General features: G+C 37.8%; 18 protein-coding genes. 13 read left to right on the forward strand and 5 right to left on the reverse strand.

Features of this window, described 5'->3' with window-relative positions; genetic code table 11:
- Positions 1-133 precede the first annotated feature (133 nt).
- Positions 134-295: a hypothetical protein gene (locus RUH74_RS00005; protein ID WP_313798193.1), complete on the reverse strand. Its 162-nt coding sequence runs from the start codon at positions 293-295 to the stop codon at positions 134-136.
- A gap of 180 nt (positions 296-475) precedes the next feature.
- On the opposite strand from RUH74_RS00005, the gene sigK reads away from it, so the two are divergent.
- Together sigK and RUH74_RS00015 are read left to right on the forward strand one after the other, a co-directional pair.
- Complete coding sequence (sigK, locus tag RUH74_RS00010) at positions 476-1,192, forward strand: RNA polymerase sporulation sigma factor SigK (RefSeq protein WP_313798194.1); 717 nt, start codon at positions 476-478, stop codon at positions 1,190-1,192.
- A 93-nt stretch (positions 1,193-1,285) separates the two neighbouring features.
- Positions 1,286-1,615, forward strand: a complete 330-nt coding sequence (locus tag RUH74_RS00015) for an antibiotic biosynthesis monooxygenase family protein (RefSeq protein ID WP_313798195.1) — start codon at positions 1,286-1,288, stop codon at positions 1,613-1,615.
- A 43-nt stretch (positions 1,616-1,658) separates the two neighbouring features.
- Here the strand turns inward: RUH74_RS00015 and RUH74_RS00020 are convergent, their stop codons facing one another.
- Positions 1,659-2,630, reverse strand: a complete 972-nt coding sequence (locus tag RUH74_RS00020; RefSeq protein ID WP_313798196.1) for a F510_1955 family glycosylhydrolase — start codon at positions 2,628-2,630, stop codon at positions 1,659-1,661.
- Positions 2,631-2,799: 169 nt separating this feature from the next.
- Here RUH74_RS00020 and RUH74_RS00025 point away from each other — a divergent pair, with 169 nt between their 5' ends.
- The gene (locus RUH74_RS00025) at positions 2,800-2,955 is read left to right on the forward strand and encodes a hypothetical protein (RefSeq protein WP_313798197.1); all 156 of its coding nucleotides are present in this window, start codon (positions 2,800-2,802) and stop codon (positions 2,953-2,955) included.
- Between the two features lie 144 nt (positions 2,956-3,099).
- Positions 3,100-4,896 (forward strand): M3 family oligoendopeptidase, encoded by a 1,797-nt coding sequence (locus tag RUH74_RS00030; protein WP_313798198.1) that lies wholly within the window; start codon positions 3,100-3,102, stop codon positions 4,894-4,896.
- Positions 4,897-4,935: 39 nt separating this feature from the next.
- On the opposite strand, the gene pssA is transcribed toward RUH74_RS00030, so the two are convergent.
- The gene (gene pssA / locus RUH74_RS00035) at positions 4,936-5,475 is read right to left on the reverse strand and encodes a CDP-diacylglycerol--serine O-phosphatidyltransferase (RefSeq protein ID WP_313798199.1); all 540 of its coding nucleotides are present in this window, start codon (positions 5,473-5,475) and stop codon (positions 4,936-4,938) included.
- Between the two features lie 153 nt (positions 5,476-5,628).
- On the opposite strand from pssA, the gene RUH74_RS00040 reads away from it, so the two are divergent.
- Entirely contained in the window at positions 5,629-6,426 is a 798-nt protein-coding gene (locus tag RUH74_RS00040; RefSeq protein WP_313798200.1) for a phosphatidylserine decarboxylase, read from the forward strand.
- A 32-nt stretch (positions 6,427-6,458) separates the two neighbouring features.
- Here the strand turns inward: RUH74_RS00040 and RUH74_RS00045 are convergent, their stop codons facing one another.
- Positions 6,459-6,599: a sporulation histidine kinase inhibitor Sda gene (locus tag RUH74_RS00045; RefSeq protein ID WP_313798201.1), complete on the reverse strand. Its 141-nt coding sequence runs from the start codon at positions 6,597-6,599 to the stop codon at positions 6,459-6,461.
- A gap of 463 nt (positions 6,600-7,062) precedes the next feature.
- Between RUH74_RS00045 and RUH74_RS00050 the strand changes: the two genes are divergently transcribed.
- Genes RUH74_RS00050 through RUH74_RS00085 form a run of 8 tightly spaced genes read left to right on the forward strand, consistent with a single transcriptional unit; the run spans position 7,063 to position 12,106 of the window.
- Positions 7,063-7,578: a YqeG family HAD IIIA-type phosphatase gene (locus RUH74_RS00050; RefSeq protein ID WP_313798202.1), complete on the forward strand. Its 516-nt coding sequence runs from the start codon at positions 7,063-7,065 to the stop codon at positions 7,576-7,578.
- A 3-nt stretch (positions 7,579-7,581) separates the two neighbouring features.
- Positions 7,582-8,685 (forward strand): ribosome biogenesis GTPase YqeH, encoded by a 1,104-nt coding sequence (gene yqeH, locus RUH74_RS00055; RefSeq protein WP_313798203.1) that lies wholly within the window; start codon positions 7,582-7,584, stop codon positions 8,683-8,685.
- 34 nt (positions 8,686-8,719) lie between these two features.
- Positions 8,720-9,550 (forward strand): shikimate dehydrogenase, encoded by an 831-nt coding sequence (gene aroE / locus RUH74_RS00060; protein ID WP_313798204.1) that lies wholly within the window; start codon positions 8,720-8,722, stop codon positions 9,548-9,550.
- Between the two features lie 5 nt (positions 9,551-9,555).
- On the forward strand, positions 9,556-9,852 hold the full coding sequence (gene yhbY, locus RUH74_RS00065; RefSeq protein ID WP_313798205.1) for a ribosome assembly RNA-binding protein YhbY: 297 nt from the start codon (positions 9,556-9,558) through the stop codon (positions 9,850-9,852).
- Between the two features lie 23 nt (positions 9,853-9,875).
- A complete protein-coding gene (locus tag RUH74_RS00070) occupies positions 9,876-10,445 on the forward strand; it encodes a nicotinate-nucleotide adenylyltransferase (RefSeq protein ID WP_313798206.1) in 570 nt (189 codons plus the stop codon).
- Positions 10,435-11,010, forward strand: coding sequence for a bis(5'-nucleosyl)-tetraphosphatase (symmetrical) YqeK (gene yqeK, locus RUH74_RS00075; RefSeq protein WP_313798207.1), 576 nt, complete (start codon positions 10,435-10,437; stop codon positions 11,008-11,010). Before RUH74_RS00070 ends, yqeK begins: the two co-directional genes overlap by 11 nt.
- Positions 11,007-11,363: a ribosome silencing factor gene (gene rsfS / locus RUH74_RS00080; protein WP_313798208.1), complete on the forward strand. Its 357-nt coding sequence runs from the start codon at positions 11,007-11,009 to the stop codon at positions 11,361-11,363. The genes yqeK and rsfS overlap by 4 nt, the downstream gene beginning before the upstream one ends.
- A complete protein-coding gene (locus RUH74_RS00085) occupies positions 11,360-12,106 on the forward strand; it encodes a class I SAM-dependent DNA methyltransferase (RefSeq protein WP_313798209.1) in 747 nt (248 codons plus the stop codon). The genes rsfS and RUH74_RS00085 overlap by 4 nt, the downstream gene beginning before the upstream one ends.
- 97 nt (positions 12,107-12,203) lie before the next feature.
- Here RUH74_RS00085 and comER read toward each other — a convergent pair whose 3' ends face one another.
- On the reverse strand, positions 12,204-13,028 hold the full coding sequence (gene comER, locus RUH74_RS00090) for a late competence protein ComER (RefSeq protein ID WP_313798210.1): 825 nt from the start codon (positions 13,026-13,028) through the stop codon (positions 12,204-12,206).
- Positions 13,029-13,086: the final 58 nt, after the last annotated feature.

Genomic DNA, 13,086 nt, shown 5'->3' on the forward strand with positions numbered 1-13,086 from the left:
ACAACTATAGGATTGATTATTTACTCTGATGTAAGTGTTGTTGAATAAATGGGAAAAGGGATTAACCGAATCGGTTAATCCCTTTTTTAAATATATGTGCTTTCTAGGTTTAGACAAGATTAATTGGATAACACTAATTTCTTTTTTTCGGACCCACCCACAAAAATGCAATAACCATGACTGTAGCGATTAACAGGAGTATTGTTTTTAATGAAAAGCCTTCAAAAATAATTTCTGCAAGGCTTGCTAATAAAACAATAAAAAAAACGAGTGCTAAAACTGCGCGATTTATCAAGTTTTTCCCACCTCAAAGTATACTCATTTTATTTTAGCGAAAGGATGTAAGCGTTGTCCATTAAAAAAGCGCTTGGAAATAATTCCCCTATGAAAATATATGGGTGGACAGACAAAAACAACTCCCTTGTTACATAGGAATTATGTATAGGCAAATGGCCGAAAAAGCGGGGGTGGAAAAATGTCTGGGATTCTAACAGCACTCGGGTTTTTAATTAAGGAGATTGTCTTTCTTGTTTCTTATGTAAAAAACAATGCATTTCCTCAACCGTTATCTGCTGCTGATGAAAAAAAGTATTTGCAGCTAATGGCTGCTGGCGATTCACATGCACGCAATATGCTAATTGAACACAATTTGCGGCTAGTCGCTCATATTGTCAAAAAATTTGAAAATACAGGTGAGGATGCAGAAGATCTCATCTCCATCGGTACAATAGGGTTAATAAAAGCAATTGAGAGCTATTCAGAAGGAAAGGGGACGAAGCTTGCGACTTATGCGGCTCGTTGTATTGAAAACGAAATCCTCATGCATTTAAGGGCGCTGAAGAAGACAAAAAAAGACGTCTCTCTACACGATCCAATTGGTCAAGATAAAGAAGGGAATGAAATATCGCTCATTGATGTCCTCAAATCGGATTCAGAGGATGTCATCAATACAATCCAATTAAACATGGAACTAGAAAAAGTAAAAGAATACATCGGCGTGCTTGATGATAGGGAAAAAGAAGTGATTGTCGGCCGATTTGGCTTAGATTTAAAAAAAGAAAAAACACAACGAGAAATCGCAAAAGAACTGGGCATATCCAGAAGCTATGTATCACGGATTGAAAAGCGGGCATTAATGAAAATGTTTCACGAATTTTACCGGGCGGAAAAGGAAAAGCGAAAGAATAGCTAGAAGATAAGTGAGCGTAACGAGGAACATAAAAGTTGACATTGAAAATCATTATCAATTACTATAGATGTATTACTAGTGATTGGAGATGATCTTATGTTTGTTCAAATGAAAAAAATTGTTGTAACTGAAGGAAATGCTGAGCAAGTCATAAATCGCTTTGGCGGTAAAGGAATTATTGAGAAACAAGAAGGCTTTATTGATTCAACGGTTATGGTAAAGAAAAGCCGCCGCGGAGATGAAGAGGTAATTGTGATGATTCGCTGGGAGGCTGAGGAGTTTTGGAAAAAGTGGGAAAAGAGTGAAGAACATATCGCTGGACACAAAGCAAACCTAGGGAAACCAAAGCCGGAATATATCGTTAGTTCTGAAGGCGGATTATATGAAGTAAAAGCGGTAAAAAATGCAGTTCAGCAGCAAATATAAGAAAAATCTCAGGCTAACCTTACTTGCCTGAGATTTTTTCTTTTTATTCTATTTTTCCATTCTTCAATACTGAACCCCAATTTTTTCCGCCATCAGTTGACTCATACACATCATTTAAATATGTCGCAAAGGAAATGGTGTCGTTATTCTTATGATTTACAGCAATAAAAGTAACGGGGTTGTCATAATTTAAGAATGGAATGTCTAACTTAACAGCTTCCTTCGTTTTTAAATTCAATTGATAAAAAAGTACTTTGTTATCCTCTACTGCTGAATAGTAGAGGTATTCCTCCGAAAAGGCTAAGGCTGTCGTCATGACAGGGGCAGTTATCAGCTCCATATGTTCCCCTTTATCTTCGGACGCAAAAATGCCGCTTCTAGTAGACATAGCCATCTTGCTGCTGTTCGTAGGATGGGCTGCAATCATACCTAACGTATCCGCATCAAACCCTTTTAATGCAACTGGATCCCACGATTTTCCTTCGTCTTCTGAAAGGTACACGCCTAATCCAAGCTCTGAATTATCCTTTTGATTAATAATATAGATCGCATTTGTTCTATACCCTTTTGATAAAAACTGAAAATTGCTTTCTCCATAAAAAGCGAGCTTTTCTAGTGTAGCGCCTTTATCCGTACTTTTTACTAAACCGAGCGGTGTTTTTAAATCGGAGTCTTCATCTGGACTGCCGCTCGCATAAAATCCATCCTCACTTGCCTGAAAGCCCATGTATTCATGTTTTTGTGATGATCCTTCTAGCCACCCCTTTTTAGTAAAAATCTTTATTCCTTGATGGGAAGCAATATATAGGCCATCATCGTTACCTGGATATCCCAAGCCATTTATGCGCTCAAGACGTTGAGGAGATGCCTTTTTAATTTCAAATTTAGTCACCTGAACTGGTTCACTTTTTTTGCCGGGCTGTTCTTTATCTGTTTGGTCTCCGTTCGAACAGCCAGCCATGAATAGGGAGAATCCAATCATACATGGCAGAATTAATTTTTTTAATCCATTCATTTTTTTCACTCCAACTGCTGATTAGTCATATTTGTCTTCCCCAATAGTAACGGAAAACAGAAGACAGAAGCAAAGGATTCATCCTAAAAAAATTGAAAATACACATAAGCCTATACAAGTACTTACTGACACACATAATTTATTAATACAAGAAGGGAGGCAGAAGTTTATGCCATATGGATATCCGTACACATTCAGTTGTCCGCCACCCCCATGTCCTGCTCCCTATTATGGTGGTGGAGGGTTCTGGCTAGCGCTCGCGGTTGTGCTGTTAATTTTACTTCTCGTCTTTGGCGGCTGGTTTTATTACTGTGGGAATTGTTAGTGAAAAAGCTTATGCTTTTTGAAAGTCCAAATGGCGCCAAGCTAGTCGCTTGCGCCTTAAGTGTTATTGATAGAAATTTCCGAAAAGTTCACTTATAATATAAATGTATTTGGCCTGCAAGTAACAAAAGAAGGAGGAAGATGCATGACTGCAACAACTTATTCACCAGTATGGGATTTGGATGTCTTTTTTAAAGGCGGAAGTTCTTCCGAAGCATTTCTTACACATTTAAAAGAAACAAAAGAAATAATACATGAGTTCGAAACAAGCGTACATAACTGGGAGCAAACAAATTCTATTTCTGATCAGGCAGAAATCGTAAACTTAATGGAGAAATTTCAATCGGTTACAAAAAAGCTGCGAGAAGCAGGAGCATTTGTCAGTTGTTTACAAGCGCAGAATACGGAGGATAAGAAAGCTGCTGAACATCGTACAGCCATTACACAATTAAGCGCAGCCTTATTGTCCGTTCTCACGCTTTTTGATGAAAAGCTAACAGCCTATGATTCTAAGGTATGGGCAGAATTAGTCGAGTCTTCAGGCCTAAAAGAATTAGCATTTGTTCTTACTGAACGAAGGAAAAATGCTTCTGAAAAGCTTTCTAAAGAAGAGGAGAGTCTCATCAATGCTCTTGGGGTGGACGGATACCATAGCTGGAGCCAGCTTTATGATCTAGTTGTAGGCAATATAAAAATCCCATTTATAGAGAATGGGGAAGAAAAAAGTTTATCTGTCGGTCAAGCTGCCAATAAATTTTCAAACCCTGACAGAAGCGTACGAAAAAAAATGTTTGCTAAATGGGAAGAGGCATGGAAGGGGCAATCAGATTATTTATCAAAGGCGCTAAACCACTTAGCAGGCTTTAGATTGAATGTCTACAGACAGCGCGGCTGGGAGGATGTTTTAAAGGAGCCGCTGGATATCAATCGAATGACAAAAGAAACACTTTACACCATGTGGGATGTGATTTCGAAAAATAAACAGCCGCTAGTGAAATTTTTAAAGAGGAAGGCAGAGCTACTCGGACTAGAAAAGCTGAGCTGGTATGATTTAGATGCGCCTATTGATCAAACGGTATCAAAAGTATCCTATCAAGAAGGCGCAGAATTTATTTTAGAACAATTCTCCCACTTCGGGGATGAAATGACATCATTTGCTAAAATGGCTTTTGAGGAAAAGTGGATTGAAGCAGAAGATCGACCAGGGAAATCACCTGGGGGCTTTCATACGTATTTCCCTGAAAGCAGTCAATCAAGGATATTCATGACTTATTCTGGAACACCATCTAACATTTCGACATTAGCTCACGAACTTGGTCATGGCTTTCACACGTATGCAATGAGAGATCTTCACCTTTTAAATCGAAATTATGCGATGAACGTGGCCGAGACAGCATCAACTTTAGCAGAAATGATTGTCGCCGATGCTGCCGTGAAAAATGCGAAAACCGAGCAGGAGAAAATTACGCTTCTTGAAGATAAGGTTCAGCGATCTGTTGCCTTATTAATGAACATTCATGCCCGATTCCTATTTGAAACACGTTTCTATGAAGAACGGAAAAATGGTGTAGTTAGTACGGAAAGATTAAATCTATTAATGGAGGAAGCGCAGAAAGAAGCATACGGAAATGCACTTGATGAATATCATCCATTATTCTGGGGCTCAAAAATGCATTTCTATATTACGGGTGTGCCGTTTTATAATTTTCCATATACTTTTGGTTATCTTTTCTCGCTTGGAATTTATGCAAAAGCATTGGAAGAAGGAAAAGGCTACGAAGAAAAGTATATCGCATTGTTAAAAGATACAGCATCAATGACAGTAGAAGACCTAGCGATGAAGCATTTACATGTTGATTTAACAAAGCCAGATTTCTGGGAAAAAGCTGTACAATTATGCATGGATGATGTTGAGGAGTTTTTAAAGCTGACAGCTAAATAATAAATAAAAGCCGCACTCTCGGGTGTGGCTTTTATCATTTTATACTTTCCTTAACCTAAACGGACTGACCATTAAGAAGGAAAGAATAACCATCATAAATAAGAAGAATTGAGATGGAAAATATGGAATAGCAAGATAGCTTAGGGTAGCAAGACATCCTGCAGCAGTTATCGGAAGACCTGTAAAATACCCATTGTTCTCACTAATATTAAAGCGAGCAAGACGGAAAGCACCGCAGCCAATGTAAAAAATAGTGAAAAATGCGCCTGGATCACCAAATTCAAATAAAATTCCTTGATATATTAATAGTGCAGGTGCAACACCAAATGATATAATATCACTCATGGAATCTAATTGCTTGCCCAGCTCCGATTCAATGTTAAGCTTGCGTGCGACCATCCCATCAAAACGATCGGCTAATGCGGCAATAAAAATAAGCAGCAAGCTTAAGTTAAAATTCCCTTTTAAGGTAAAAATAATCGCAAAGCCGCCCAGTGATAAATTTGCTAAAGTTAATACATTTGCTGTTTGTGCTTTTAATTTCTTAATTGTTTGGTCAAGTACATCGGATAAAAACATTTACGGAACACCTCATTTGTTAAAAGAAACATATAAAATAAATAATTTCATTAAACGGTAATTTATTTGTTGATATAATTAATAGTATTTAATTTTATAGGTTTTATGTCTATACGTAAAGAGTAAATTTACACTGTAATGGAGGCGAGATTGTTGATTCAATCCTTTTATCGACTGATGATAGAACTGACAAATGGAAAGTGGACCTCAAGCCTATTGAAAAGATTTGCCCTTTCGAAGGCAAGCAGGTTGTTCATTCCTTCTTTTGCAAAATTGTATCAAATCAATGAAAGTGAAATGGAAAAAGACCTTAAAGACTATCATACGTTACATGACTTTTTTACCCGCAAGCTTAAAGCGGGAGCAAGAATACCAGATCAGAACCCACAAGCAGTTAGCAGTCCAGTAGATGCTGTAATCGAAGACATCGGTATGATTGAGCCGAGCCATATTATTACTGTGAAAGGAAAGAATTATTCTATTAAAGAAATGTTAGGTGATGATCGAAAGGTCGAAAAGTATTCAAGTGGGCATTATATGATTTTCTATCTAAGTCCGAGTCATTACCATCGAATCCATAGTCCAGTGTCAGGGAAAGTTGTTGACCAATGGACATTAGGTGGGAAATCCTATCCAGTTAATAAGTACGGATTGAAATACGGAAAAGATTCATTATCAAAAAATTATCGGAAAATTACAGAGGTTAAACACGCGGGTGGCGGATTTCTTTCGATTGTGAAGGTTGGGGCAATGTTTGTTAATTCAATTGAAGTCATTCACGAAGGAGATGACTTAATAAAAGGAAATGAAATGGCTTATTTTTCCTTTGGATCAACGGTCGTGCTGCTTTTTGAAAAAAATAGTTTTGAGCCGCTGTCTTCCATTCATGTGCCTTTTGATGTAAACGTTGGCGATTGCATTGGCTACATTTCTTTAGGTAGAACTAACTAAAAAAGAAAAAGCCCTATTTGGGCTTGTTTATATTATGAAGAGACTTTTATTCTATGAGATAATGAGCGTCTGTGAATTTCAATTTCTATAAGGCGGATGAAATCGGGACTAAGTTTCAGTTCTCTTGCTTTATGATACGATTCAATTAATAATTCGTCCGATAGCTTACGCATGTTCATTCACCTCCATAAAGAATATAAAAGTTTGATTCTATTTGTGCTTATTTATACATATAATGTAGTTTCTAATGTTGTACCCTTACTCTAGCAAAAATAAACGGTTAGAACAACCGTTCTGTTATCCACAGTATTTAGTGGATAACCTGTGGTTAAGTTGTTTATAAAATTTAGAAAAGTATATAAATGGGTGTGGGGCATGTGAATAAAGTTATCCACAAGTAGGAAGACAAAGAATATTGTCGAAAAATTTTTCCGTTAAAAAGGATATACTATACTTATTAGGCGCTTCCGTCCAGAAGGTTAAAGAACAATCTTCCGGCCGGTTTGTCTTATGCTTGTCGCCCCTAACCAAGGCGCTTCCGCTTTTCATATTGATAGAACGTTTTATATTGGTTATGATTGTTAAGAAAAATGGACGATTGATTTTAATTACGAAGGTAACTGAGGTGTGAATATAGTGTTAAAACAATTTTTGCCGGATCAGCATGCGAAGAGTATTTTTGAGATTACTCCTGAGATATTGAAGGAAAAAGGCATTAAGGGAATCATTACTGATTTAGACAATACGCTGGTCGAATGGGATCGGCCAAATGCAACGCCACGATTAATTCAATGGTTTGAGGAAATGAAGCATAGCAATGTGAAGATTACGATTGTTTCAAATAATAATGAGGACCGTGTACGGTCTTTTTCAGACCCACTAAATATCCCGTTTATCCCTGCAGCAAGAAAGCCGTTAGGACGAGCATTTAATCGGGCGCTAAAGGAGATGGGGCTTGCAAAGGAAGAGACGGTTGTGATCGGCGATCAATTATTAACTGACGTGCTTGGAGGCAATCGCAGTGGTTTCCGGACAATTCTTGTTGTTCCGGTTGCACAAACAGACGGATTTATGACCCGTTTTAATCGAAAGGTAGAAAGACAAATATTAAATTGGTTCCGAAAAAAGGGAATGATTCAATGGGAGGATTAATTAGTGAGTGAACAATATTCATGCATCGGTTGCGGAGTGAAGATTCAAACGGAAGACAGAGATGCAATCGGCTATGCGCCGACATCAGCTCTTGAGAAAGAAGAAGTTATTTGCCAACGCTGTTTTCGTTTGAAGCATTATAATGAAGTGCAGGATGTACATTTAACGGATGACGACTTTTTGAAAATATTAAATGAAATTGGCAAAAGTGATGCGTTAATCGTTAAAATTGTTGATATATTTGATTTTAACGGTAGCTGGCTTCCAGGGTTGCATCGATTCGTTGGGAACAACAAAATTCTGCTTGTCGGAAATAAAGTGGATTTGCTTCCAAAGTCTGTAAAAGCGAATAAACTAATTAACTGGATGAAGCAGGAAGCAAAGGAACTTGGCTTACGGCCAGAGGAAGTCTTTCTTGTAAGTGCAGCGAAAGGGCAGTTTATAAATGAAGTAGCGCAAGCCATTGATGAATATCGTGAAGGAAAAGACGTATATGTAGTTGGGTGTACAAATGTAGGAAAATCAACATTTATTAACCGTATATTGAAAGAAGTGACTGGAGAAGGCGATGTGATTACGACATCTCATTTCCCGGGAACAACTTTAGATATTATTGAAATTCCATTATCTGATGGAAAGGCACTGGTCGATACACCTGGAATTATTAATCATCATCAAATGGCCCATTACGTTGATAAACGTGATTTAAAAGTTATTACCCCAAAGAAGGAAATTAAGCCAAAGGTATATCAGTTAAATGAAGGACAAACCCTTTTCTTTGGCGGTCTTGCTCGCTTTGATTATCTTTCAGGTGGACGAAGGTCCTTCGTGTGCCATTTTTCAAATGAGATTAATATCCATCGTACAAAATTAGAAAAAGCAGATGAGTTATATAGAAATCACGCCGGTGAATTACTGACCCCACCGAGAATGGATGATATGGGGACTTTCCCTGAGTTAGTTAAGCATGAATTTACCATCAGAGAAGGAAAGACAGATATTGTTTTTTCTGGCCTTGGCTGGATAACAATTAATGACCCTGGCGCAAAAGTGGCTGCTTATGTGCCAAAAGGCGTTCATGCGCTAGTGAGGAAATCATTAATTTAACATAATGTAGATCGTATATATAGGGGGGATGGGCATGAAGAAGCTTTTTGCTGTAATAGGGGACCCAATCGCTCATTCGATGTCGCCTGCTATGCACAATGATTTATTTCAAGCTTATGGGATTGATGCTCATTATCAGCCTATGCACGTGAAAAGAGATAGTCTGAAGGAAGCTGTGATTGGTTTAAAAGCCATTGGTATAGCGGGATTTAATGTTACCGTTCCGCATAAAGAAACGATTATCCCGCTTTTGGATAAGCTTGACCCCCTTGCAGAAGCGATTGGAGCAGTGAATACAGTTGTAAATGAAGAGGGAAAATTTGTCGGCTATAATACGGATGGCAGCGGATATTTACAAGGCCTATTAACGCAATTCTCAACGATAAAAGAGATAAACATCTTGATCATTGGTGCAGGCGGTGCAGCGCGGGCAATCTATTTTACATTGGCACAAGCTGGAGCAAAACAATTAGACATATGTAATCGAACAGCGCAAAAGGCAGAAGTGCTGATAAATGATTGCCCATTTCATGTCCCTTCAGCCGTTATTGGAAAAGAAGAAGCGGAGGAAAATCTTGCAGATTATCAATTACTTATTCAGACCACACCAATAGGAATGGCTCCGGACATTGAAAGTATTCCGTTTTCATTACATAATCTAAAGACTGATGCACTTGTAAGTGATATAATATATAATCCGCTTGAAACGAAAATTTTGAGGGAAGCTAGAAATAAAGGTGCAAAAATACAAAATGGGTTAGATATGTTTGTTTATCAAGGAGCACTTGCTTTTGAAAAATGGACAGGCATTTTTCCAAATATCGAACGCATGAAAAACATTGTACTCAACCAACTGGGAGGATAAGGAAAATGTTAACAGGAAAACAAAAGCGTTTTTTACGCTCAATGGCTCACAGCCTGAACCCGATTTTTCAAGTCGGTAAAGGCGGGGTTAATGATAACATGATTAAGCAAATAAGCGATGCACTAGAAGCACGTGAACTAATGAAAATCAGTATTCTGCAAAACTGTGATGAGGATAAACATACGGTTGCAGAACAATTAGCAAAAGGAACGCGAGCAGAGCTTGTACAAATTATTGGTAATATCATTGTTTTGTACAAACAATCGAGAGAAAATAAACAAATCGTTTTACCTAAGAGCTAGCAGCGTGAGCAGGAGGAGAGCACTTGAAGAAAGTCGGCATATTAGGAGGCACATTTGATCCGCCGCATCTCGGCCATTTAATTATTGCGAATGAAGTTTTGCATGCGCATCAGTTAAATGAAATATGGTTTATGCCTAATCAAGAGCCTCCGCATAAAAAAAAGACAAATGCGGTTAAAGATGAAGACCGGATAAATTTACTCAAACTAGCTATTGAAGGGCATCCTCATTTTAAAATGGAGCTGATTGAGCTGGAAAGAAAAGGACCTTCATATACGTTTGATACGATGAAAATCCTTAAGGAAACACATCCAGATAACCAATTTTATTTCATTATTGGTGCAGATATGATTGAGTATTTGCCTAAATGGAAACATATCAATCAGCTAGTCGAAATCGTTCAATTTATTGGTGTAAGAAGACCTTCATATAGCCATGAAAGCATTTATCCAATCCTATATGCGGAAGTACCTGAATTAGATATATCCTCCAGTCTTATCCGCAGCCGTTTAAAGGAAGAAAAGACGATACGGTATCTTGTTCCAGATGCGGTAAGGAGCTATATTAAGGAGAATCATTTATATGGAACGTAATCTCGCCTTATTAAAAGTAAAGGAACAATTAACAGAGCATCGATATAACCATACAATTGGGGTAATGGAAACAGCGATTAGCTTAGCAAAAAAATATGGGGCGGATGAAAAAAAAGCAGAGCTTGCTGCCATTTTTCATGATTATGCCAAATTCCGTCCGAAAGAGGAAATGAAACAAATCATTATCGATCAGAAGATGGATGCCAAACTCCTTCAGTTCAATAGTGAACTTTGGCATGCTCCTGTAGGGGCTTTTCTTGTTCAAAAAGAAGCAGAGATTGAAGATAAGGAAATACTCGATGCAATCAGATTTCATACGTCTGGCAGAGTTGGAATGACCTTATTAGAAAAGATTATATATTTAGCTGATTATATTGAACCAGGAAGGCATTTTCCTGGAGTGGAAGAAGTACGGGAATTAGCTGCTCAAAGCTTGGATGATGCATTAATTAAATCGATTGCTAATACGATCATTTTTTTAATGAAGAAGGGCCAGCCAGTTTTTCCGGCAACATTTAACACATATAATGACCTTATTATAAATTCGAAAGGATTGATTGAATGAGTGAAAGAGATTTATTATTAACCACAGTAAAGGCAGCGGATGACAAACGAGCTGAACAGATCGTTGCATTAAACATGAAAGGAATTTCTCTAATAGCTGATTATTTTCTTATATGTCACGGAAATTCCGATAAGCAAGTTCAAGCGATTGCCAAGGAAATGAAGGAGAAGGCTGAAGAATTAGGCTATACAGTTAAGAGAATGGAAGGCTTTGATGAGGCAAGATGGATTCTTGTTGATTTTGGCGATGTTGTTGCCCATATATTCCATCGTGATGAAAGAAGCTATTACAATTTAGAGCGCCTATGGGGCGATGCGCCGATTGAAAATATTCAGAGTGAGCTTAACCAATGACCTATGGAAAGTTTGCTTATCTTTATGATGAATTAATGAAGGATGTTCCCTATGTTAAATGGGTGGAGCTCGTAAAAGTTCATGTAAGTAAATACCACCCAAATGGAAAAGGGCTACTTGACCTTGCCTGTGGAACAGGGGAGCTTTCCGTTAAATTTGCTGAAGAAGGCTTTGATGTAACAGGTGTTGATCTTTCTGAGGATATGCTGATGGTTGCTCAAGCAAAAGCTGCAAATAAGGGAATAAATGTGCAATTTTACCAGCAAAACATGGCTGAGCTTGAAGGGCTTGGGCAATTTGATGTGATTGGCATTTTCTGCGATTCTTTAAATTACTTGCAGTCAGAGCAAGATGTTAAGAATACATTTTCACGTGTCTACAAGCATTTGGATGACCAAGGGCTTTTTATCTTTGATGTTCATTCGATCCATAAGATGATGCAAATATTTATGAATCAGACCTTTGCATTAAGTGATGAAGAGATCAGTTATATTTGGCATAGCTATCAGGGAGAGCACCCGAACAGTGTCGAACATGATTTAAGTTTCTTTGTTCTTGATCATGGGTCAGGACAATATGAGCGCTATGATGAACTTCATTTTCAGCGAACGTTTCCAATTGATACGTATGTAAATTGGCTTAAGGATACGGGGTTTGAAGTGCTCGAAGTGACTGCTGACTTTGAAGCCGTGTCTCCAAAAACACAATCAGAACGGATATTTTTTACTTGCAGGAAATTATAATTAAGAAAAAGGCAAGGACAGCTAAATAAAATAGCTGTCTTGCCTTTTTTACATTAATTTAAAAACTAAGGAGGAATCCGTCAAAGATTGTAGAATATTAAGTTTGAATGGTGTAGTATTTTTTTACTTGTTCAAGATCTTCTTTGAATTTTGCGTGGGTTGCCTGAAAAACATGTTCAAATACATCTCCCAGTTCGTTTTCAAGCACCTTAATCCCTTCACCAGTAATTCCTCCTTTTACACATACCTTTTCCTGCAAAGTTGGCAATGTATAATAGCCTTTTTTCATTAATTCTCCTATTCCCATCAGCATTTCCTCTGCAAGTGTCGTTGCTGTCTCCTGATCTATTTCTGTCTCTTTTACTGCTGCAAGAATAAAGCGCTGCGTAATATAGCTAAAAAATGCCGGTCCACAGCTCACGATATCAGAGGCAACCCGGGTAATGTTCTCCTTAATTTCGATCGGCTTTGAAATTTGATCAAACAGGGTCCGTATTTGTTTCTTCCAATAATCACTGCATTCACCAAACGATAATAATGAAACACCAGTAAGGGCACGATTCGTAATACTTGGAATAACTCTAGCAACAGAACAATTGGCAATAGACTCCAATTGTTTGACACTTATTGGACTAGTGATTGATACAATACATTTTTCTTTTGTTAGGAAAGGTGAAATATCTCTAATCACGCTATGAACATCATGAGGCTTTACACAAACAAAGATCAGTGCAGAGCGCTCAGCAACATCTCTTCCGTTTTCCCCCACATAAATTTCCTCGAATATTTTCTTTAATTCTAATGCTTTTGATTTTGTTCGATTTGTAATCGCCATGGATGAAGGGGAAACGGCTTTTCCATCAAGTAATGCTTCTGCCAGTATTCTCCCCATATTCCCTGTGCCAATAATTCCAACGTTCATGCTCATCCCCCCTTCACAAGCAAACTTACTCATATACGATATGAAAATTTCTTGCAGA

This window comes from Cytobacillus sp. (genome assembly GCF_032154635.1).
Taxonomy (GTDB): domain Bacteria; phylum Bacillota; class Bacilli; order Bacillales; family Cytobacillaceae; genus Cytobacillus.